Source organism: uncultured Holdemanella sp., from assembly GCF_934754935.1.
Taxonomy (GTDB): Bacteria; Bacillota_I; Bacilli_A; order Erysipelotrichales; family Erysipelotrichaceae; genus Holdemanella.
Window position 1 is genome coordinate 1 of record NZ_CAKVJB010000035.1, and the last position, 23,751, is coordinate 23,751.

Consider the following 23,751-nt stretch of genomic DNA (forward strand, 5'->3'; position numbering starts at 1 on the left):
TTCAATGGACTTCGTCACCGTATCAACTGGACTTATTTTACCGTATTGGATGGGCTTGCCCATCCGTTATATTCATTGAATGAACCTAAATAAACGATTAGAATTAATTATAAGAAATATAAAATAATGTTTGGTTTATGATTTAAGGTGTATATATAAAGAAAACTGAACCATCATTGTGCATTGGAAATAAAGGTGAGAAATGTGTCAAATAATATAAACAGGTCATTGATTGGCAATATTTTAAAGAGTATTAGGGTTGAAAAAAATATTCCAATGAAAAAAATAGCATCTGCTTTGAAAGTAAGTGAATCTACTGTTTCCCAGATTGAAACAGGTAAGAATTCAGCAACAAAAGAGAAGATAAATGAGATTTGTCATGTATGTGGTTGTTCGTTTGATTATAAAACCGATAGAAAAAAGATGATTGATTTAGTTCTATATATTTATACCCAATATTCAAATTTATCAACAGATGAAATGAATTCTACAATAGAAGAAGTTAAAAACAATCCCTTCATTAGCTGCTCTTATGCACGATTTGAGTATTATCTAATTCTATATATGGATGGAATTATCAATCAAAGTAATGAAGATGTACAACTGTTTAAAAGAATTCTTGAAATAGGGAAAAGCTCATTTTCAAATAAGGAATTATCTATTTATTATGATATAAAAGCGCTAGAAAAAATGTATTTGAACGATAGTATAAAAGCTTTGGAGTATTTAAATCAATCGCGATTATATGATAATGAGTTTTTAATGAATCATTATCATTATTGCAGTATTTATTTGAATTTAGGATATTATACTTTGGCACAAAAATATATTCGCAAAAGTATAGAGATTGCGATTAAAGAAGTTTCTTTTGAAAGATTATGTTATTTATTATTGAACCAAGGAGTACTGTATTTGAATACAGAACAATATGTTGAAGCTGAAAATTTGAATCTAAAGTTGTTAAAAGAATCAAAAATACGAAATGAAGAATTTCTAAAATATTGTATTCTATCTAATTTAGTATTGATTTCTTTACTACAAAAGAATTATGAGAATGGATTTAAGTATTTAGGAATGGTAGATCAGAAATACTTGGAAGACGATTATGATTTAGTTTCGTATAGGATTTTGCTCCATTTATTTGTTAAAGATTATACATTAGCAAAAAAATATATACGCCAATCTCTAAGTAACAATAGTATAGGTAAATATTATAAAAATTTCTTTCAAGGTTTAAAATACTTGATTGATAATAAACAAGAAAAAGCTATTGAGCGTATAGAAAGTTGCTATAATTTAGCTTTGACTGCAGGTGAAGTTGACAGAGCTATGTTAGATTTAAAGCTATTGAATGAGTTATATCTTGATCATGGATTACAAAATAAATTAAAAAAGTGAAAGAATTACAAGAAAATTTCTACAAGATGTCATATGCGAATCAAATAATTGAAGATATAGGGTTAAAACTTAATTAAAAAATTGATATTGTTTTTTTATTACAATTACTTTATATTGAAATCAGAAAGAGCATTTTAATCAATTGAATTGTAATGAAATATATTATAGCTCATATTTTGTGAGCTGGCTTTAGGGTATCATTCTCAAGGTTTAGCTCATGAAGTGACGTCAAATATACTATATTATAATTGGAATTGACATAAGTATACTGCTTATGTATGTATTCAAAATGGTATCCTTCTCCGTCTTAAAACAACGGAAGCTTGGATACTTTTTTTCATTTGTCTTATTTATTCGAAATTCTATTAATGATTCTATTACGTATTATGAAAAACTTAATTAAAAAGTTGATATTGCTTTTTTATTACAATTAATTTATTCTGAAATCAGAAAGAGTTTTTTTTAATGGATATTTGCAATTGCAATGAAACAATCACTATATAATACTTGTTTTTAAAATGGTGACAATATAATCATATTCAATGCAAGAACTAATGCACTGGCTAAACCAAGCCTAGTGGAATATAGTACCTATGAGATAAATAAAGTGTAAACCGAATTATGGATTTAAGCTATAAGTATTTAAGAGATAACATTTTGTTGTCTCTTATTATTTAGGAAAGGAATATGGGGGAATATATATATGGAAATACTCAAAGTAGAAGGCGTTTCAAAGCAGATTAAAAATCATAAGATTTTAGATAATATTAGTTTTTCAATTTTTGAAAATGAAATTGTAGGGTTGATTGGGCCAAATGGTGCTGGAAAAAGTACAATTATGAAATGTATTACAGGACTATATCATATGAATGAAGGGAAAATTACTATTTGTGGACATGATTTAAAGAGTGATTCATCCAATGCGTTAAAAAATATAGGTGTAAGTATTGAATATCCATCTTTATATCCAGAATTATCTGGACATGAACATTTTAAAATCATGGCAAATTGGAAGCATTTAGATTCTAAAAGAATTGAGGAAATGGAGCAATTCAGTGATTTAAAGGATGGCTTATATCGAGCCACAGAACATTATTCGATGGGAATGAAACAAAGATTAGTCTTGGCTTTGGCTATGATGGCTAAACCTAAATTGCTTATTATTGATGAGCCTACGAATGGTTTAGATCCACAAGCTATATTTGATTTAAGAAATAAGCTTTTAACTATACGAAATGAAGGAACAAGTATTTTATTATCTTCTCATCAGTTAAGTGAACTCGATAAATTAGCTGATCGAGCTTTATTTATTAAAAGTGGAAAGTTGATCAAAGAGAAGAATATGGATGAACTTCGTCAAAATCATTCGATTTATCGATTAGAAGTTTCTAATCCCAAAAGTGTATTGCTTCTTTTAAAAAATTCTTTTATTAAAGAGCATGTTCTTTATATGCAATGTGATTCCAAAGAAGAGTTTTCTAAATCCTTGCAGATACTGATTCAAAATAATATTTTGGTGTATTCCTTAGCTGAAGTGCATCAGGATTTGGAAACATATTATAAGGAACTATATAAGGGTTAAGTGTATGTTATTAAAAAATGAATTTAGATTTCTTTTTTCAAAAAGAAATATTCTAGTATTGATCCTTGTTTTAATTGGCATTTTATCTGTGTATTTTTTTAAATACAATACTGAATATGAACAATATGCATCCAATCAAATCATGTATTATTATGAAATGATAAATGAAGAAAACCAAAGAATCAATATTCTTCCAAAAGAAAAACTGAATGCCTTTTTTAGAGAGGATAGTATTTATTGTCAAAAGTTATTAAGTGATTGGAAAAATGGCGAGGATGCAAAAACAATCGCAAAAGATATGTATGATAGGGATCAAAACATTTTAAAATACATTGATTCAGGTATGGATTTGTCAAATTTTAAATCGATTCTCCAAAATAATAAACAAGACTTAAAAAAACGAATTCAAATGGAAAAAACATATATTGAAAATGAATATTATGACTTTATATATCAAAATAAACCGACGGGTTGTTATTTGATGGTGCAATTTTTAAAAGGAAACAATCTTTTCTTTTATTTATTCATGATTTTGATTCTAGTGTGGAACGTAGACATATGGTCTAAAGATTTAGAAAACAATACATTTCGATATGTATTTACAATAGGGAAAAGTCGAAAATATGTATATATACTTCGTGCGTTGTTACATCTTTTTATCACTGTTTTTTTTAGTATACTATTTTTCGTTGTACTGTATTTGATTGGATATATATATTGTGGAAGCGGCATAGAGTTATTGATTGGAACAACACCGGTGATTACTTACTTATCTCATCATATTCTTTGTGTATTTGGATGGGTTTTGTTTAGTGCTTCATGTATACAATGTTTATCTTTGTTGACGAAAAATAAAGGAATGAGTCTAATGTTGACGGGATTATTATTTGTCTTTATGTATACATATTTGCATATTGAAACTTTATGGGCCTATACATCTTTGTTCTTTATAGGCGCAATATGCATACAGTTCATTTCATGTCTCTATTTAGAAAGATTGGATTTAGGTTAAGCTTATGGTTTTAGAAATAAAAAGTGTATTAAAGAATAAAGTGAGTGCTGTTATCTTTTTCATTTTATTAGTATTGAATATGGTGCAAGTACCAAATTATATGGAACATGAGTATGATGTGGAACAGAATATGAATATTTTTGAAACGCAGATTCAACAATACCAAAGAGCTTTATCAGATATCAATCTACAATACATGGCCGTAAAACATATGAGTGCAGAGGAAAAGGTGTATTGGAATAGTTATCAGGATTATTTAAGCTGGACTATTGATAATGCCAAAGCTGGATGGAATTTATTTAACAAATATGGAAAAGAAGTTTTTAAAAATAAAGGATTAATAAAAAGATATAATGAAATTACATTATGGGATAAGCTGTATCATTTGGATGCATTAAAAAAGAATGGTGATCAAAAATTTATGCGCCAAGTTCATAAATTAGGCTTTGAAGAATCAGAAATTTCATTTGATCAGAGTCGGATTTTTATGATTGGAAGCCAAATATCTCAAAATAAAAAAGAGGAATATAGAACCGTTGAATTATCTGTTCAAGAACAGCTACATCAATTAGAAACAAATACGGAACAATATGTAGGAAAAGGTCCATGGTATTTTTTAGCACACCAGTTAAGAATAGACAGTTCATTTGCGTATTTGTTTATGCCTTTATGTTTGATTTATTGTATTGTTGTTTTAATGTATGAAAAAAAGACAGGTGTTTTTGAGCTCGAACAATTAAATGATGTGCACTTTTTCGTACACATACAAGTAAAATTATTTATAGCTTTTTTACTTCTTATGATTGCATCAATAGGTATTCCTTTTCTTTTGCTAGGAATTAGTAACGGGTTTGCAGGATGGGATACATGGTTGTTGGCTGACACTAAACATTTCTTCTCTTTTAAAAGGATGTATCATACAGATAATTACGTCATAAATAATATGTCTGAATATTATGCGACAGAACAAGGATTTATACCTGATCTATCTTTTATTCCATTATGGAAAGCTTTAATGATGTCTTTACCATTAATTCTTCTTAAATTAGAACTTTATATTCAAATGGCCATGTTTTGTGTATATACTTTCACGAAAACAGGATTTAATTATTTGTCTGGAATAATTTGTATTATTTTATATGTCATCAGTCAAAGAATGGATTTGATATCTTTTATAAATCCGTTTAGTATAAGTCCGAGTTTGAGTATTTTATCTGGTTGTGGCATGCAAAACTGGTTGAATTCGATTTGTATATGTATCGTTTTCATTTTTGTTTTACTATTTATAAATTATGTGAGTATTCGACAGAAAGATAAGATAAGCTTATGAAAAAAATATTGTTGTATAGAAAATGATAAAAGAAATATTTTGATTTACATTTACTTTTGTAACATTTTCAATTGTTCTAACTTCTAACTAAAAAAAGGAGGGCTATTTATAATGATAAAACAAAATGTTTTAGATGTTTTAAATTTGTGTAAGTCATATGGCAATCATTTAGTGTTAGATGATATTTCATTCTCTATTCGAGAAAATGAAATTGTAGGTTTTATTGGTCCTAATGGTGCAGGTAAAAGTACATTAATGAAATGTTTATGCGGGTTAATTCATATGGATTCTGGAAATGTTACTATATGTGGTCATGATATACAAAGTCAAAGAGAGAAGGCTTTGTCGCATCAGGCTAGTTTGATTGAAAGTCCAGGACTTTTCTTTAATATGACTGGTTATGAAAATCTTGAGATATTTGCCAGCTTAAAAAATGTATCGAAAGATAAACTGCAACAAATGGCAGATTATACACGAATAGGAGATTATTTAAAGAAGCCTGTATCTAGTTATTCTTTAGGTATGAAACAAAGATTAGCACTTTCTATTGCATTGCTATCTTCTCCACAGTTTCTAATGTTAGATGAGCCTATGAATGGATTGGATCCATCGGGTGTATTTGAATTGCGGAAAGAACTTCGTAAAATGGTGGATGAATACGGAATGTCTTTATTGATTTCTAGCCATCAATTAAATGAAATTGAAAAGATTGCTGATCGTATTATTTATATTGAAAATGGTAAAATTAAAGAGGTAGAAAAACAAGAGCAGACAATCACATATCAAATTAGGGTGAATAAAATAATAACAGACCACCGGTTTAGAAAACTATCAGATTTTCTATATGAATTTTCTATTCAAAACCCAAATGAACTATCCGTATATTTACGCAAATTAGAAAGAGAAGGCGTTCAACTGCTGGATATCACTAATACAAGCGATGATTTAGAGAATATGTATACAAGAATTTATGGAGAATAGATATGGTTTATTTGTTAAAGTATGAATGGCATAAATTTATTCGCACAAAAAAGAATTGGCTTGTATTCTTATTGATTCTTTGTTCTTTTATAGGTTATGTTTCTTTTAACGGGTACCAAAATCATGTATACATAGAAGCAAAAAATGAACAGTTTTCCAAGGCAAGACAAAACGCTATGTACGATATTACGAATATGGCAAATTATCAGTTTTTGGCTAAAAAAGAAAAAGACAAACAATATTATGGAAATGCGATTGAATATTTTAAAAGGCTGTATTCCTGTGCAAATGATTTATACCGTGATTATTCTACTTCTGCAGTTTCTTTAGATGATTTAATGCAGTGGAATGATTTGTTAATTGAAGGAAAAATAAAAAAGTATACGATTATTTCGTATACAACGTATTCTTTAGATTACCTAAAAAAGACACAGAAAGAATATAGGTATTTAAAAAAGAATCATATTCCAATTAAGCATTCGCCTTATGTTTGTACAACATCTAACTTGGCTGTGAATTTATCGAATCATTATTTAGGTGCAGTTTTATTAATTTTATACTTCCTTTTGATTTTTGATATATTTAAAGAATTTGATCAAGGTGTGTATAAAATATTGTTTACTTCAAAATACGATACTTTAAAAATTATTCTTACTAAAGTGGTATTTTCTATTTTTTTGTTAATTGGATTTATTGGTTTGATAGTTCTATTATTTGGCGTAAATACAATGATTTTTGGTATGGGAAATATGCAATATTCATTTTCAGTGGGAAATCATATATTTATGGAAAGTAAGATACTAATGTATATTATTTTTATAACAATAGCTATGAGTTTATTTCTGATAGGTGTCTATACATTAATTTCTTGCTTGTTTAAATCAACTACGACATCTTTGGTGATCACTATAACGCTTTATTTAATGGTGAATCTTTTTAGTCAGAACTTACATAAAATAAATTATTTCATTGGATTTTTAAATGTTGATATGTTTAGTATGCTTCAACAGAATAAAATTTTTACCATTTGTATAACGAATATTGCTGTTTTAATAGTTTGTGTGATTTCAAGTGTTTTATTGTTAAAAAAGAAAGATTTGATTGTAACGGGTGATTGATATGTTGAAATTTATGAAATTTGAAATAAAACGGAACTTAAAAAAATCACAGGTTAAAATATTAATTGGGCTTTTACTTATATGCGAACTTGTCATGTTGGTTGTATTAAACAATAAGGCACAGATAGAAGACGTATTTTCATTATCTCAAGGATCAATGGAAGTTAGTGCTTTAACTCGTTTTAATTTACCTGATTCGAAAAGAAAATATATCGAAAAACAGATTGAATCTGTAAATAATAAAGGGAAGTTTTTTGAATACTACAAAGAGAATAAACAGTGGAAGAAAATGTATATAACGGGTATGGAAGTCTATTGTTACAATGTGGATATGCGTACGAGCGTACCGATAAAATCACGGTCTACTTTTGATTATACAAATCATGAGCAAGAGTTAAAACAGATTCAAAAAAAATATAAATTAACACGAGTACCACCAAATCCCAAAGAGTGCACATGGTTTCAACCTGTAGGAACGGCTGGCTATGAAATGATTCCAACATATCAGCAGGGAGCACGTTATTTTGAGAGATTATACCGAAATGAGTTAAGCCCTCTTTGCTATTCAAGCGTAGACAGTGCTACAATTTTAATACAACTAAGTCGAAATGTATTGTTTTTGGGTATTCCCATTCTAATTGTATTGTTATTTTTTAATGTACGAAAAAATTATCATGACGATGGTTTAGATAAATCTTTAATGGTTATACCCGGATTGAAAAGTAAATTTTATATATACAAATTTACTTCAGATCTCATTTTGATTCTTGGTGTAGTATTCGTTCCCATATTAGTATTTTCAATCATTCTAGGCATAAAGTCAGGATTTCAAAATTTTAAATATCCAATTTTAGCTAATGTGGATGGAATTACAGGTTTTAGTTTTTCAAGAATTAAAGATTTTGTAAATGGAACACAACACTGTATTTCGAAAAATGCTATGTATAATGTAGGTTTAACATATTACAGTACAGAAATGGCACGAAATCCTTATTTGGATTATACGACATTAGGAATTGTCATTATTTTGACAGTAGTAATGCTTATATTGTTGATTGGTGTTTATTATCAGTTTACTTTTATGGTTTCTTATCTTATTAAAAATGCGTATATAGGATTATTTATTAGTTTATTTGTTATAGCAGGACTATACTTTTTATCACCGCTAGGTTCTTTAAATATGATAAATATAATTAATCCACTTACTTATAGAGATCCAACAATGATTATTACTGGAACAAGTAGTTTTCCATATTCAATCGGAATGATAGTATTGCTTATATACAATGTTTTGTTTTTTGTATTAAATAGAAAGGTGTTTAATGAAAATTATTATGAATAAAAAGCCAGGAAGAGTATTATTGATATGCATAATTGTACTTGCTATTATTTGTCCTTTGCATATCTATCATGATAAGAAAAAAGTAGAAGATATAAAGTCTGGTGCAATTGTAATCGAAAATTCAGAAACACCTATTGATGAATTACATCCAGAATTTGCATATTTATGGCTGTTTCCATATGGCATTGTAGAAGTGGTACTACTATCTTTGTATTATGTTCGAACAAGAGATTGATTAACTGCAATTGGAAAAGTAGGGAGCAGGTTATGAAGAAAATAATAATGGTTTTGGTTATCTTTATATCAAGTATTATTTTTTATGATAGTTATGTTAACTTGTCACAGAAACAATATAGTGATGTGATAAATCTGAGTTACAAGTTTGCTCAAGAAAGTGATATGGAAGTTGTTCCAATTGATTTACAATTGAGTGAAGATAAGCAAGAAAGAAAAGAACAATTTAACCAGGTATATTCTTTTTTGCAAGAACATTCGTATCCTTGTTTTGTTGGCATAGTTTCTAAAAATATAAAAACGGAATATGTATATCTTCCAAAACAAAATAAATTACCAGTTTATACAGAAGAAAATAAAACGATTGATTTTAACAAAAATAGCAATCGTTATTTGTCTTCTTCATATAAGGATAAAAATAGGTATGCAACGATTGATTTTATTGATCAAGATTATCATAGAGAATACAATGAGGTGTATAGAATAAAGACTTTTGCGAATTATATAGAAGATTGGAATGGCAATACATTGTTTCCATTGTACTTTGTCACAAATTCTAAACAGGATTTGTTGAAGGATTTAGAGGATACGAAAATATTATCTGAATTGAAAGTGGATGGTGATATCACAACATCCGATTTTTCTACAGGCGCGATTGACTATTCGTTTCTAAAGAGAATTTTGATGTATTTAGCAATTGCGGTTTTATTATGTCTTTTATCTGATGCATTGACATCTAGAAAAGAAGTTTTTATTCGTAAGATGCAAGGTGCTACTTCATGGTTTATTTATAAGAGGCTATATGGAAAATTTTATTTGTTAAGCATATTGATGTTTGTATTAACACAAACTTCATTATATTTTCTTGTGGTTCAAAACTTTAGACCTGTTACTCATGAACTCATTCAATATTTACTGCAGTCTGCTCTTCTTTTTGTACTTTGTCTGATTGTAGTTGGATTTATAATATATGTCTTATTAAGTCAAATTCAATCGGTTGTTATATTGAAAAAATCTCAGTTTAGATGGATTTCAATGACTCTGTTTATTTTGAAATGTGTCTTTTTGATTTCAATATTTATACCATTATCGACTTCGTTTAAGTATACATCTCAAGTGGTTCAGGATGGGTATTACTTAAATAAATACAAAGAAACCTATAATAATTATCTTCGTTTAGAGGGTGTTAATATAAATATGTTTTCTTTGGAGTACCAAGATGCGAAGAGCCAGTTGAATGAAAAGATTCGAGAATATCCATATATATATGAAGATTTCTCAACCAAAATAAATCGTAATGATGATGAAATAACGTATCCTTATATCATTGTAAATGAGGAGTATTTAAAGGAATATGATTTATATAAGGATGGTAAGCCGGTAAAAACATTTAAGCCGGGCACTCTTTATGCTCCAAAATCAGTGAATATAGATGAAAATTATTGTTTGGCTACGGAGTGTGAGTATGATCAACTTGATGATGGTTATGTCATGCTTTCGCATAGTTTAAGAGAGGATAATTGGCATGTGAAAAATCCAATTATTTATGTTGTGGATGAAAACTATGATATGAGTCAATTTGGTATTTTTATTAAGGATAAAGATAAAACTGTAAAGAAGTTCATTAATGATTTCTTGAAATCTAAGGGATTGTATCAAAATATGAACTATGCGTATGAAAATTATGATTATGGAAAAAAGACCATGGTAATCAATAAATTGATTATAGATTCAGCTATATTACTTTTTGTATATGTGATTGTCTTATTCTTGTTCCAGTATCAATCTATATACTTATATTTTTTAGAAAATCGAAAGATGATTTCTTTAAATTGTTTGTTGGGAAAAAACATCTGGCAAAAATATCGTGATTTTATTATTGTGAATCTGTTCGTTTACCTTGTCTTGCTGTTGTGGATGGTTCTAATTGTAAAAAATATTTCGACAATAGGCTTGTATTTGTGGATATTCACAATTCTAATCGATTTTATGATAGCTCTAATTTTTAGAACATATTTTGAAAGAAAGAAAGTGTTGTTATCCTTGAAAGGAGATTTGGAATGAAGGTAGTAGTTGTTGATAAAATTCATAAACAATATCATGATCATGTGATTTTTGATGATTTCTCAATGGAAATAGAACAAGGAAGTTTTGTCGCAATACAAGGTGCTTCAGGATCTGGAAAATCTACATTGTTAAATATGATTGGTCTTTTGGATTCTCCAGATAAAGGAAACATTGTGATTTTTGATAAGAAAAATGTAAAACCATTTTCTAGACAAGCTAATAAATTGTTAAAGGCAAAAATAGGATACTTATTCCAGAATTTTGCGTTGATTGATAATAAGAGTGTATATTACAATTTGTATTTGTCTATTGATCACTTTTCATTTTCAGATAAGAAGGAAAGAATATTAAAAGCACTTGAAGATGTGGGTTTAAAAGGTTTCGAAAATAAAAAGATATGTGAATGTTCTGGTGGAGAGCAACAAAGAGTTGCCTTAGCTCGACTTTTAATCAAACCATGTCAACTGATTTTGGCAGATGAACCTACAGGAAGTTTGGATTCAGTAAACAAAGAGGTTGTGTTTAAGATCCTAAAGAAGATGCAGGCACAGGGAAAAACAATTGTGATAGTCAGTCATGATGAAGAGCTTGTAGAAAGAGTGGATCGTATAATAAATATCTAAAAGGTGCTTTAAGCACGCGTATAAGACGCAAAAATAACTGAATATGCTTTAAATAAGGAAACATTCAGTTCTCTAAAATCGTGTGTTGTTCACACAACTGTTTAAACTAAAATCTCGATCAATTTTATGAGATTTAAAAAATTAATCAAATACCATACAATGTTTATTTGCATAATGAATGTTGTAAAAATTGCATTTGTGTATTATCATGACTGTGATGAAAAACTCCGGGATCCCGCGTGGACCGGGGTTTTTAGAATTTATGAGGTAATAGAGATATCAAGATCATGGATTTGTTCCATGTTTTTTTTATGCCATAAAGAAAGCACAGTTTTAAGGGAGCATAAGTGTGAATTTAGTTAACCTCCGTAGTGTATGGAAGACTAATTCAAAAATCAAATAATAAAAATGAGAGTCATTTCATTAAGCTGAAGTGGCTCTCTTTGTGGATTTAGTGGCTCTGAGCAATGGATTGCATGGCTCTGTCCAAATGGAATGGGTGGCTTCGCCACCATGGAATACTCAATATTTTCTCGACACGGATTGTTAAAGGATTTTCATCTCATAAAGATACTTTTTTGTTTAGGTGAGATGAGTTTATTTGATAATTGTATGCTTATTTCATATTGCTTAAATACTTTTTTAAGAGAAAAGCACAGAAATAAGGGAAAGTGTATATGCTATTCGCATAACCGATATTTCCTGATATAAATTTAATGCCAAATTCAATATCTGGATAGTGATTACTAGTGATTAAAGTACGTAAAGACCTTGCAGTGCCGTTTGTTGCCTTGACTTCTATTGGAATTAAATTTTCTTTATTTCGAACAAAAAAATCTTGTTCCAATGTTGAATTGTCCTTTTTATAGTAATACAGATTATATCCAGCTTTGATTAGAGCTTCACCCACGATGTTTTCATAAAGAGCTCCTTTATATACACCTAAATTTCTATTTATTCTTAAATCTTCTTGAGCTTCATCGTCTAACATAGCCACTAGTAAACCGGAGTCAGCAAAATAAATTTTATATTTTGTTTCATCATAATTTCCTTTTAAAGGTAATTCAGGAAATTGCATACAATAACAAATGTTGATAATACCTGCGTCTTTTAACCATTCAATGCATCCGCGGTAGTCTCTAAATCTAGCGTTTTGTGCAACTTTAGTAATCTGAAATTTTTTGTTGTCTTTTGCAAGTTGTACTGGAATGTGTTCAAATACATTTGTGATTCGCGTTTGATCCATACCATCAGCATATTTTCTTATATCTTCTTTATAATCGGCGATGAGTTGCTTTTGAATATCAGTAGCCCCTTCAAATGTGCCTTTTTCAATATATTCTCTAATAACTGCTGGCATACCTCCTAAAATACAGTAGTCTAAAAACAATGATGTATATATAGACATTTCGATTTCATTAAATGGTTTTAATTGAATCAAATGTTCTAGCATATCCATAATAGTGGATTCATCATATCCTTTTGCCCATAAGAATTCTTCAAAATCAAAAGAAAACATTTCATAATCTGTTTTATATCCCACGCTATTGCTCTCAATTCTTTGATAGTTTACACCTAACAGTGAACCACTACATATCACATCAAAGCGTCCATCAATTTTGAAAAATTTGAGAGATGTGGCAATTTCTGGAAAGTCTTGTAATTCATCAAAAATTATAAGTGTCTCATTTTTTATAAAGCGTTTGGAAGGATCTATTCTAGATATATTCTTTATGATATCTTGAGTTTTATATCCATCTACAGTTATCAATTTATAATTAGGCTCTTCTACAAAGTTAATATAAACAACACTCTTATAGTTATTAAAACCAAATCTAGTAATTGATTCAGTTTTTCCGACTTGTCTTGGTCCTTTAATAATTAGAGGTTTTTTATCTTGGTTCATTTTCCATTTTGACAAGTATAAATCAATTTTACGCTTAAGATATATCATTAAATATCAACTCCTTTATTATAAGTATAGTTAATAAATGTTGTTCAGGCAATGAAAAATCACAAAAAAATAGCATGTTTTATATGCTTGTGCACATTTTAATAGCATGATTTTAATCTTTATGCACATAATATGTATTTTGAGTTAGAACTTAATTATAATGTATTATAAATACGTTTAACCCCTTCATTAAGTTCTCTGACATAGCCAAAATCAGAAAGAACTCGAGCAATCTTTGGATTTCTTGAATAACGAGTGTATTTCATATTATCTAAAGTTACGATATTTGGTAATTTCCCTGGGCTAAATATTTCCATGTGATCATTAAATAATGAGATGCGAATGTGATCACCTTGTAATGAATAATTTCTATGTGTAACGGCGTTTACAATGCCTTCAAACCATGGAAATTCTGGATATTCAGGAACGTTTCTAAAAATTCCATCATCGTCTAAATATTGAAAATCTCTAAGTTGTGAATACATTTTATTCTTAATATTTTCTATATAACTCGATTGATGTATAAATCGAAAATTTATAATTATTTCAAATATGCGAAATGATTAAATGTTTTAGAAATGAATAATTTTATCCCATTGTATATATCTTTCGATTCAAAAGACAGATATGATAAAGATGTAGTATTGTAATTTATGGAGAAGAAAAGGGGAGTATATGATAATTGTATTATCCTGATTCCAGCGTTGCAGCCAGATGAAAGAATGATTCAACTGATTTATGGTTTACATAATTTAGGCTTTAATAAAATCGCAATTACGGATGATGGAAGTAGTGAGGATCGACAACAATATTTTCAAGAAGCCAAATCTATGGGTGCTTGTGTTATGCATCATTCTAAGAAAATGGGAAAGGGCGTTGCGTTAAGAAGTGCTTTGAGATTGGCGGATGAAAAAATAGGAGAATCTAATTTCTATATTACAGCCGATTGTGATGGACAATACTCACCGGAAGATATTGAAAAAGTCGCAAAAGAATTATTAAACAATCCAGACTGTTTTGTGCTTGGCGTACGTACATATGAAAGAAAAAAAGGAAAGAAAGTAAGATTTTGGATGAATTCTTGCCAGAAGTTATTTTTCCGTATTACAAATCATGGAAAGGAATGTCCAGATCCTAGAAGTGGGCTTCGTGGTTTTCCAGCTTCATTAAAAAAACTAGCACTATGTACAGAGGGAAAGTCGTATGATTATGAATTGAATTTTCTAGATGCAGCCATACAAAAAACACCAATTGTGGTTGTGCCTATTTGTTCAGACACAAATAATAGGAATGAAACGAGTCATTTTCGTCCAGTAGTTGATTTACTTGGAATGTATCTAAAATTTTGGAAATATTTATTAACATCCAATGTAGCCACAGTCTTTGACTTAGTTTTCTTTATTCTATTTGAAAATTTATTTTTTAAGCTTGGAGCCATTTCAATTTTTATGGCAACCATTTGCGCGAGAGCCATTAGTGGCAGTGTTGGATATATATTAAATCGATATATTAGCTTTCAAAGTAAATTAAATCCAGGAAGAGAAATGGTTCGCTATTCCATTGTGTTTGTATGTCAAATGGCAGCCAGTGGCATTCTAGTATCCTTTTTAAGCATTGTTCCAATACCAACTGTCATTGTGAAAGCTATTATTGATACGATTTTATTTTTTGTCGTCTACAACATTCAGAAGAATTGGGTGTTTGTGGATAATTATATTAATAACTAATTTTTCTCTTTCTATTTTAAGAATTCTTAGATATTATTGGATTAGTTGGAGGGGATATAAGATGAAATTGGAAAAAAGGATAGAACTATGTGATTCTATGACACCGCTAGAGTCAGAAATCGCATCTTATATTTTAAATAATAGAGATGAGGTTATGAAACTAAAGATTCAAGAATTAGCTGATATACTCTTTATATCAAAATCTGCGATTCATCGTTTTGTGAAAAAGATTGGTTTTAATGGTTTCAATGATTTAAAAGTAAGTATCGCAAAAGAAAATGCTGATTTATTAGAAAACAATTCATATATCAATGTGAATTATCCATTTCAGGCAAAGGATAATCCAAGACAGATAGCTTTTAAGCTTTTAGAACTTTATGAGAAGGCTATTAAAGATACATTTGAATATGTTGATTTAGACCAAATCAAAGCAGTTTCACAATTAATAGATTCGGCGGATGTAGTTGATATTTATACTCATGCCCATAATTCAAATATCGCAGAAAACTTTCAAGATAAAATGTTGACAATTGGAAAAAGTGTAAACTGTCCAAGCAGCTTTTATAATCAAAGATTAACTGTATTGGCTTCAGATAAAAAACACGTAGCGATTATTCTATCTTATTCGGGAAAGGCTACATTTATATTGCCGATTGTAAAAAAATTATATGAAAAAGGTGTGAAAGTTATACAAATTGGAAAAGCAGGAAGTAATTATTATTCTCAATATGTGACATATCATTTATCTATTAGTGATTCTGAAAATAATCGAGATAGAATGTCTCAGTTTTCAAGTCATATAGCTATGCAATACATTATGGATGTTTTATATGGTTGTATTTATAATGAGAGAAGAAGAAAGAATACAAAATATATTTATGATTCAATTGATTATATGGATGATCGACCAAAGGATTAAAAAGATTCAAAAAGTTTCAGATTTTTTTGAATCTTTTTTATTTTGCTCAGAAAAAACTATCTTCGATTCTTGGGCATATTGAATAACAATTGGGTGAAATGTAAATTAAAGCTATCAATAGAAAAGCTAACTATATAAAATTCAAGTATTTTTTTTTAAAAGTTTGAAAATATAAAATAACTAGATTTTTTAGTTAGTTTTAAATTGATCTTTGAAAATGCGAATATTGGATTAAATTTAGGCATGACGAAAAGAACTTTTAAAATTCGATTTTTTAAAAGTTCAGATGCTTTAGATGCATTTGTCTTATCTTAATAATGCAGGATCAAATGATTGTCCTGTTTCTAGTAAATGATAAATGATTCTAAGCAGCTTTCTAATGCAGTGACCTTGAGCACAACGGTGTCCTTTACCTTGAGAAATCTTTAATAGATAGTATTTCTTGAATACAGGATTATTGTTAATTACAGTCAGTATGATTTGATACAAAGTCTTTCTAAGATACTTAGATCCTTTCTTGGTTATGCCAGTATGTTGGGCGTTGTATTGACTCGATTCATAATGATAGGGTGCTACTCCTGCAAATTTAATGATCTGAGAAGGCTTGGAATAATTGCCAATATCTCCTAATTCGGCTAAAATAGAAGTACCAGAGAAATGAGAAATCCCTGGAATGCTTAGGATAGGAGAGTTGTTTGTGATTGAGAACTCTTCTATTTTTTTATCTATTTCAGCGATTTGCTCTTTAATAAGCGTGATTTGTCTTACCAAGTGTTTGATCTGTATAGTTTCAACTTCAGAAGAGATTCCGATAGAATTCTTAGCACATTCTTTTAATTTTTCAGGAGTCAATGAAATACGTTTACCTCTACCTTCAATTTCGAAACATTTACGAATTGTACGAATATCTGTAGAAGCGATTGCTTCAGCGCTGCCAAACGTTTTAAGAAGATTCATGTAAACAATGCCATATTTCGAGCTGAACAAAGTATTGAATTCAGGGAAAACAAGATCAATCGATTTCTGTAGTCGATTACAGTAGACATTGAGTTCTTCCTTTAGATTATGGTGATGACGAGTCAATTGTCTTTGTTCATATAAATCAAAACGATCAACTTTAGTAATACGATACTGTTTCTTACGCTCAGGAGTATCTAGAACATCACAAATAGTGATTGTATCCAGTTTGTCATTCTTAGTAATGCCACCTTCCATTTTGCGTGTAAGATCAGTAGTTTTAGGGTTGATCAAGGCAACGGTATATCCATTGCTAAGAAGAAATTTTAGAAGAGCAACATGGTAATGCCCAGTATCTTCCATATCAATTAGAATTGATTTTTTAGAATACGGTTTAAGAGAGTTGATTAGAAAGTCAAATCCTTCTTTGTTGTTAGAAAAAGAAGAAGAAGAAGGTGCAACATTGAATTCACCGGTTTCTTTGTCCATGACACAAAAATGATGACTGTTCTTTCCAACATCGATACCAACTAATTTCATAAATAAACATCCTTTCTTTATAGAAACGTGTGAAAATGGTTATCCACAACACTTAGACCACAAAACCTGGTTCAAAATACGAATTCAAAGACTCATCTAACTAATCACTGTTTTGGAATAAGGTGTGGTAAGAACCTTTTTAAAGTAGTCAAGCCACAGGAGAAAAATATACAAATCCACATTCACATATTCAATTTTACAAATTAACAACACCGTCTTCAACCACGGTTATTGAAGGCTGAAAGAAAGGAGAAGTATATTGTAGATGACCAGTTAGATGGGTCAATTACAATATACCAGGAGAAAACATTATGGAAAAAGGATTGAAAATTGTTACGATTGGTGGCGGAAGCAGTTATACACCTGAATTGATGGAAGGTTTCATTAAACGTTACAATGAACTTCCGATTAAGGAAATTTGGCTTGTTGATATTGAACAAGGAAAAGAAAAAGTGAATATTGATGCCGAAATGTCACAACGTATGTGGGATGCAGCAGGTTATGATGTAAAGGTACATGTATCCTTTGATCGTAGAGAAGCATTAAAAGATGCGGATTTCGTTACAACACAATTTAGAGTGGGCTTATTGGAAGCTAGAATTAAAGATGAGAGAATTCCTTTGTCTTATGGAATGTTAGGACAAGAAACAAATGGAGCTGGTGGAATTTTTAAAGCGTTTAGAACAATTCCTGTAATTCTTGATATTGTAGAGGATATGAAGGAATTATGTCCAAATGCATGGCTAATTAATTTTACAAATCCAAGTGGAATGGTAACTGAAGCAGTTATTAAATACGGAAAGTGGGATCGTTGTATTGGTTTATGTAACGTTCCAACGATTGCTATGATGAAAGAGCCTATTGCATTAAATGTAGATCCAAATGATTTGATTTATCAATTCGTGGGTTTAAATCACTTTCATTGGCACAAAGTATATGATAAAGATGGAAATGAATTAACAAGTAAAGTAATTGATGCTATGTTGGATGGAAAAGATGTTGGTCTTCCAGCAAACATAAATAACGTTCCTTTCTTTGGAGAACAAATCAGAGAAATGAATATGATTCCTTGTGGATACCATAGATATTATTATCGTCAACAAGAAATGTTAGAGCATAGTTTGATGGAATATGAAACAATTGGGACTCGTGGTCAACAAGTAAAAGAAACAGAAAATAAATTGTTTGAATTATATAAAAATCCTAATTTAGATCATAAACCAGAAGAATTAGCAAAACGTGGTGGGGCTTATTACAGTGATGCAGCGTGTGAATGTATTAATGCGATTTATAACAATAAGCAGACTCATATGGTTGTCAGTACCAAAAATAGAGGAGCAATTCCAGAATTGCCTGAAGATTCAATAGTTGAAGTAAGTTGCTATATTGGCGCAAAAGGGGCAATGCCTGTTGCTTGGGGAAAATTGCCAAGTGCACAAAGAGGCTGGCTTCAATGCATGAAAGCAATGGAAGAATGTACTATCGAAGCTGCAGTAACTGGTAATTATGGATTGGCACTTGAAGCATTTACATTAAATGAATTGATTCCATCGGGAGAAAATGCAAAGCGTGTTTTAGATGAATTGTTGATTGCACATAAGAATTATTTACCACAATTTAAGTCTACAATTGAAAAATTAGAAAAAGAAAATGTCACAATCAAAGATTCAGTAGTGAACGAGATTATTGCTCATGAGCGTTAAACAAGAAGTATTTGGAATACATCCATCGGGCAAAGAGGTTTACAAGTTTGAAATCACAAATAAGCAAGGAATGAAAGCAGTAATTACTAATTTTGGTGCTATTCTTATATCCTTGTTTGTTAAAGATAAAAAGGGTAATTTTCAGGATGTAGTATTGGGATATGACTCATTGGAAGAATATCTTGATAACCATCCAATGTTTGGAGCGACGGTAGGACGCAACGTAAATCGTATATCAAACGCAAAGTTTGAACTGGATGGAAAAACATATTTATTGGATAAGAATAGAGGAAATCATAATATCCATAGTGATAAAGAACATGGGTTTCATAAAGTGATTTGGGATTATGAAATCACTGGCGAAAATTCTGTATGTTTATCTTATTTAAGTTGTGATATGGAGCAAGGCTTTCCAGGTGAAGTCTATATAAAGATGACATATACATTGACAGAAACAAATGGATTGATATTGTCATATTTTGCGACACCAAATAAAAGAACGATTTTAAATGTTACGAATCATACATATTTTAATTTGGGAGGAAATATATTTTTTACAGAGTTTTGTATTCATGCGAAATCATTTACACCTGTTGATGAAGATATAATTCCAACTGGTGAAATTAAACAAGTAAAAAATACACCAATGGATTTAACAAAATATTCATTTATTGGGGATAGATTGAACTCGAATTATCCTCAGTTACAAATTGAAAAAGGGTATGACCATAACTATGTACTCGATCATCCTCATACGGGATTTCGATTAATTGCTCAAGCTAGAAATATGAAAAGTGGAATACATATGGATGTGTACTCGGATATGCCAGGAATGCAGTTTTATACATCAAATTCATTAAAAAATACGATAGGTAAAAATGGAGTTGTTTATAAAAAGTATGATGCATTTTGTATGGAACCAGATTATTTTCCAAATGCTATTAACACAAAAGGTTTTGAAAAACCAATCTTTGATTCAAATAAAAATTTTATTTCAACAACAATGTATCAATTTTATTAGGAGGAAAATGAAATATGAATAAGTTTAAAGAGTCTGGAAAGTTTTTTGCTACGATCCAGCAGGTAGGAAAGTCTTTCTTTTTACCAGTATCTGTTTTACCAATCGCAGGGCTTTTATTAGGGCTAGGTTCTTCGTTTACAAATCAAACAACGATTGAAACATATAATTTAACAGGATTATTAGGGTCAGGAACTGTATTAAATGGTTTATTGACAATTATGTCTCAGGTAGGTACAGCAATTTTTGGAAATTTACCATTAATTTTTGCGTTAGCAGTTGCACTAGGTATGGCAAGAAAAGAAAAAGCAGTTGCGGTATTATCATCTGGAATTGCGTTTATTGTAATGCACACATCGATTAATGCTATGCTAAAAATTTGTGGTTATATTCTTCCAGATGGAAGTCAGGCAGATTTTGTATTACAAGGACAATTATCCAGTGTACTAGGAATTACATCTTTAGAAATGGGTGTGTTTGGAGGAATTATTGTAGGCTTAGGAGTTGCAGCACTACACAATAAATTCTACAAACAAGAATTGCCTATGGCATTATCATTCTTTTCAGGGGTTCGTTTCGTACCAATTATTAGTACTATCGTGTATATTTTTGTAGGAATTCTTTGCTTCTTTGTATGGCCATTTGTTCAAAGTGGAATCTTTACATTAGGTAATTTAGTAACAGCTTCTGGATATGCAGGAACATTTATTTTTGGATTCCTTGAACGTGCATTGATTCCATTTGGTCTTCACCATGTATTCTACATTCCATTTTGGCAAACAGCACTTGGTGGAACAGCCACTATTGATGGAGTCGTAGTTGCTGGTGCACAAAATATCTTCTTTGCAGAATTGGCATCATCCAATACGGTTCGCTTTAGTGTAGATGCATGTCGTTTTATGACTGGTAAATATTCGTTTATGATGGCAGGATTACCAGCAGCCGCATATGCTATGTACAAATGTGCTAGACCTGAAAATAAGAAAGTAGTAGCAGGTTTATTGTTCTCAGCTGGTTTAACTGCATTCTTAACAGGTATTACAGAACCTATTGAATTTACATTCTTATTTATTGCTCCAGGACTATTTGTTTTACACTGTGGTTTAGCAGGTTTATCATTCTTGCTATGTCACCTATTGAATATCTGTATTGGAACAACTTTCTCATGTGGATTGATTGATTTTACACTTTATGGATTGCTTCAAGGACCAACAAAAACAAATTGGCCAATGATGTTAGTTTTATTTGTAATCTACGCAATTGGATACTATTTAATCTTCTCATTTATGATTAAGAAATTTAACATTATGACACCAGGACGTGAAGAAAACGCAACAAATATTAAGTTGTATACTAAAGAAGATTTGAAAAATAAAAATAATACGAAATCAGAGTTAATTCTAAAAGGTGTAGGTGGAGTTGACAATTTAGTGGATATTGATGCTTGTGCAACTCGACTTCGCTTAACTGTTGTAGATGAAAATTTAGTGAATGAAGAATTGTTAAAAGAATCAGGATCAAAAGGGTTAATTAAAAAGGGTAAAGGAATTCAAATCATTTATGGTCCACAGGTAACAGTTATTAAAAGTGATTTTGAAGAATATGTTGAGAAAGTGAGTCAATAATGTTTTTTAGAAAGAAAATTAAAGAATTAGAAATCTATAAATGCGCGCAAGGAGACATTGTGCCTATTGAAAATGTTCCAGATCCAGTTTTTGCAGAAAAATTACTAGGTGATGGAATCGCAATCAATCCTAGTAATGGAGAAATTATTTCACCTATTGATGGACAAGTTGTTATGATTCAAGACAGCCTTCATGCGATTGGAATTAAATCTGATGAGGATATTGAAATATTAATTCATGTTGGATTGGATACAGTTGAACTAAAAGGCGAAGGGTTCGTTAAGAAAGTGAATATAAATGATAGAGTGGAAAAAGGCCAACCTATTGTATATTTTGATAAAAAAATGATTGAAGAAAAAGGCTATGATACGATTACGATGATGATAGTTGTTAATAATGAGCGTATTTGTGGATTGGAAAAAGGCAATCAATTAGACAAACCTTTAATAAAAGTTCAATATAAATAAAGAAAACTGTAGCGATGTGATTCGCTACAGTCTTTTTCTATATTAAGAAATGGGTTTGGAAAAAACATAATATCATAATCCATTTCGAATACAAAAAGGATTATCCTAATAGCTAACGGAGTGTGTGAATTAAACTAAATGTAGTACGGGTTTTATTATCTAAGCTTTTCAACGCTTTTCTTATTATTCCAAGTACCAATGACTTCATTGACTGTAGATACAGTAACGAATGCTTCAATATCACTTTCTTGAAGATAATATAGTAATTTTTTATATTCATTTGTAGCCATGATTGTGACAAGCTCTGTATGTTCTGTCTTATCATAACCACCTTTTGCCGAATATAAAGTAACACCACGCTTTAATGTGTTCATGATATAATCTTGAATGACTTCATATTCTTTGGATAAGATACAAATCTTCTTTTTCTTATTAAAACCATCAATAAAATAATCCACAGCCTGACCATTGGCTAGTGTTGCCAAAGCACCAACCACTAAAGCACCAATATCATATACAATTAAACTTGTTGTACAAATCAATAAGCCAACTAATGTACATGCTTTACCAAGATCCATATGTGTATATTTATTTACGATTTTCGCAATGATATCTGTTCCCCCACTTGATGCGTTTACACGGAATAGAATGGTCTGTCCAAAAGCTAAAATCAATGTATAGGTAGCCATGTCAAAAACAGCGTTTTGGGTTAAAGAAATATTGTTTGGATAGATTCTTTCAAATACAGCTAGAAATAAAGGCAATAATAAAGAGGCATAAATTGTTTTTGCTCCAAATTCCTTACCAATTAGAACAATACCAAGAATCAACAATAAGGCGTTGATCACAAAGGTAAGTGTAGAAATAGATAGACTTGTGATTTTAGCTAAAACCATAGCTAAACCAGTAACACTTCCGGTGATAACTTGGCTTGGAATCAAGAAGAAATATATGGCGACACTGATGATAAACATGGCGAGTGTGATGGTCAAAAAGCTTTTTAATGTATTCGTTTTCATTTTTAAAACCTCCAACCCCTATTATGCCAAAAAAAGTGCAAAAAAAGAAGAGGATTATCCAATGTCATTAAGTTAAGAAATGACGAACCATCCAGATACTATTGTCTGGATGGTATTTTTATTTGAAAGCACGAC

General features: G+C 30.1%; 20 protein-coding genes. 16 read left to right on the plus strand and 4 right to left on the minus strand.

Annotation, left to right across the window (positions count from 1 at the left end; all coding sequences use genetic code 11):
- Positions 1–204 precede the first annotated feature (204 nt).
- From Q0E86_RS09150 to Q0E86_RS09195, 10 genes are all read left to right on the plus strand, one after another.
- A complete protein-coding gene (locus tag Q0E86_RS09150) occupies positions 205–1,398 on the plus strand; it encodes a helix-turn-helix transcriptional regulator (protein ID WP_295756449.1) in 1,194 nt (397 codons plus the stop codon).
- A gap of 703 nt (positions 1,399–2,101) precedes the next feature.
- Positions 2,102–2,980 (plus strand): ABC transporter ATP-binding protein, encoded by an 879-nt coding sequence (locus Q0E86_RS09155; RefSeq protein ID WP_295756451.1) that lies wholly within the window; start codon positions 2,102–2,104, stop codon positions 2,978–2,980.
- A 4-nt stretch (positions 2,981–2,984) separates the two neighbouring features.
- Positions 2,985–3,992 (plus strand): hypothetical protein, encoded by a 1,008-nt coding sequence (locus tag Q0E86_RS09160; protein ID WP_295756453.1) that lies wholly within the window; start codon positions 2,985–2,987, stop codon positions 3,990–3,992.
- 4 nt (positions 3,993–3,996) lie between these two features.
- The gene (locus tag Q0E86_RS09165; protein WP_295756455.1) at positions 3,997–5,322 is read left to right on the plus strand and encodes a hypothetical protein; all 1,326 of its coding nucleotides are present in this window, start codon (positions 3,997–3,999) and stop codon (positions 5,320–5,322) included.
- A 111-nt stretch (positions 5,323–5,433) separates the two neighbouring features.
- A complete protein-coding gene (locus Q0E86_RS09170) occupies positions 5,434–6,303 on the plus strand; it encodes an ABC transporter ATP-binding protein (protein WP_295756457.1) in 870 nt (289 codons plus the stop codon).
- Between the two features lie 2 nt (positions 6,304–6,305).
- Complete coding sequence (locus Q0E86_RS09175; protein WP_295756458.1) at positions 6,306–7,421, plus strand: ABC transporter permease subunit; 1,116 nt, start codon at positions 6,306–6,308, stop codon at positions 7,419–7,421.
- Position 7,422: 1 nt separating this feature from the next.
- A complete protein-coding gene (locus tag Q0E86_RS09180) occupies positions 7,423–8,763 on the plus strand; it encodes a hypothetical protein (RefSeq protein WP_295756460.1) in 1,341 nt (446 codons plus the stop codon).
- Positions 8,744–8,998, plus strand: a complete 255-nt coding sequence (locus tag Q0E86_RS09185; RefSeq protein ID WP_254886782.1) for a hypothetical protein — start codon at positions 8,744–8,746, stop codon at positions 8,996–8,998. Before Q0E86_RS09180 ends, Q0E86_RS09185 begins: the two co-directional genes overlap by 20 nt.
- Positions 8,999–9,030: 32 nt before the next feature.
- Entirely contained in the window at positions 9,031–11,061 is a 2,031-nt protein-coding gene (locus Q0E86_RS09190) for a DUF1430 domain-containing protein (RefSeq protein ID WP_295756466.1), read from the plus strand.
- Positions 11,058–11,687, plus strand: coding sequence for a putative bacteriocin export ABC transporter (locus Q0E86_RS09195; RefSeq protein WP_295756469.1), 630 nt, complete (start codon positions 11,058–11,060; stop codon positions 11,685–11,687). Before Q0E86_RS09190 ends, Q0E86_RS09195 begins: the two co-directional genes overlap by 4 nt.
- A 616-nt stretch (positions 11,688–12,303) precedes the next feature.
- On the opposite strand, the gene Q0E86_RS09200 is transcribed toward Q0E86_RS09195, so the two are convergent.
- Positions 12,304–13,641: an ATP-binding protein gene (locus Q0E86_RS09200; protein WP_295756470.1), complete on the minus strand. Its 1,338-nt coding sequence runs from the start codon at positions 13,639–13,641 to the stop codon at positions 12,304–12,306.
- A 155-nt stretch (positions 13,642–13,796) separates the two neighbouring features.
- On the minus strand, positions 13,797–14,126 hold the full coding sequence (locus tag Q0E86_RS09205; protein WP_295756472.1) for an ATP-binding protein: 330 nt from the start codon (positions 14,124–14,126) through the stop codon (positions 13,797–13,799).
- A gap of 168 nt (positions 14,127–14,294) precedes the next feature.
- On the opposite strand from Q0E86_RS09205, the gene Q0E86_RS09210 reads away from it, so the two are divergent.
- On the plus strand, positions 14,295–15,368 hold the full coding sequence (locus Q0E86_RS09210; RefSeq protein WP_295756474.1) for a bifunctional glycosyltransferase family 2/GtrA family protein: 1,074 nt from the start codon (positions 14,295–14,297) through the stop codon (positions 15,366–15,368).
- 61 nt (positions 15,369–15,429) lie between these two features.
- Positions 15,430–16,287 (plus strand): MurR/RpiR family transcriptional regulator, encoded by an 858-nt coding sequence (locus Q0E86_RS09215; RefSeq protein ID WP_295756475.1) that lies wholly within the window; start codon positions 15,430–15,432, stop codon positions 16,285–16,287.
- Between the two features lie 306 nt (positions 16,288–16,593).
- On the opposite strand, the gene Q0E86_RS09220 is transcribed toward Q0E86_RS09215, so the two are convergent.
- Positions 16,594–17,784 (minus strand): IS110 family transposase, encoded by a 1,191-nt coding sequence (locus Q0E86_RS09220; RefSeq protein WP_295756477.1) that lies wholly within the window; start codon positions 17,782–17,784, stop codon positions 16,594–16,596.
- Between the two features lie 308 nt (positions 17,785–18,092).
- On the opposite strand from Q0E86_RS09220, the gene Q0E86_RS09225 reads away from it, so the two are divergent.
- From Q0E86_RS09225 to Q0E86_RS09240, 4 genes are read left to right on the plus strand one after another with little or no spacing between them, the layout of a single operon-like run.
- Positions 18,093–19,487: a 6-phospho-beta-glucosidase gene (locus tag Q0E86_RS09225; protein ID WP_295756486.1), complete on the plus strand. Its 1,395-nt coding sequence runs from the start codon at positions 18,093–18,095 to the stop codon at positions 19,485–19,487.
- Positions 19,477–20,508 (plus strand): aldose epimerase family protein, encoded by a 1,032-nt coding sequence (locus Q0E86_RS09230; protein ID WP_295756478.1) that lies wholly within the window; start codon positions 19,477–19,479, stop codon positions 20,506–20,508. Before Q0E86_RS09225 ends, Q0E86_RS09230 begins: the two co-directional genes overlap by 11 nt.
- A 14-nt stretch (positions 20,509–20,522) precedes the next feature.
- Positions 20,523–22,130: a PTS transporter subunit EIIC gene (locus tag Q0E86_RS09235; protein WP_295756480.1), complete on the plus strand. Its 1,608-nt coding sequence runs from the start codon at positions 20,523–20,525 to the stop codon at positions 22,128–22,130.
- On the plus strand, positions 22,130–22,597 hold the full coding sequence (locus Q0E86_RS09240; RefSeq protein WP_295756483.1) for a PTS glucose transporter subunit IIA: 468 nt from the start codon (positions 22,130–22,132) through the stop codon (positions 22,595–22,597). Before Q0E86_RS09235 ends, Q0E86_RS09240 begins: the two co-directional genes overlap by 1 nt.
- A gap of 155 nt (positions 22,598–22,752) precedes the next feature.
- Here the strand turns inward: Q0E86_RS09240 and Q0E86_RS09245 are convergent, their stop codons facing one another.
- A complete protein-coding gene (locus tag Q0E86_RS09245; RefSeq protein WP_295756484.1) occupies positions 22,753–23,616 on the minus strand; it encodes a YitT family protein in 864 nt (287 codons plus the stop codon).
- Positions 23,617–23,751 lie beyond the last annotated feature (135 nt).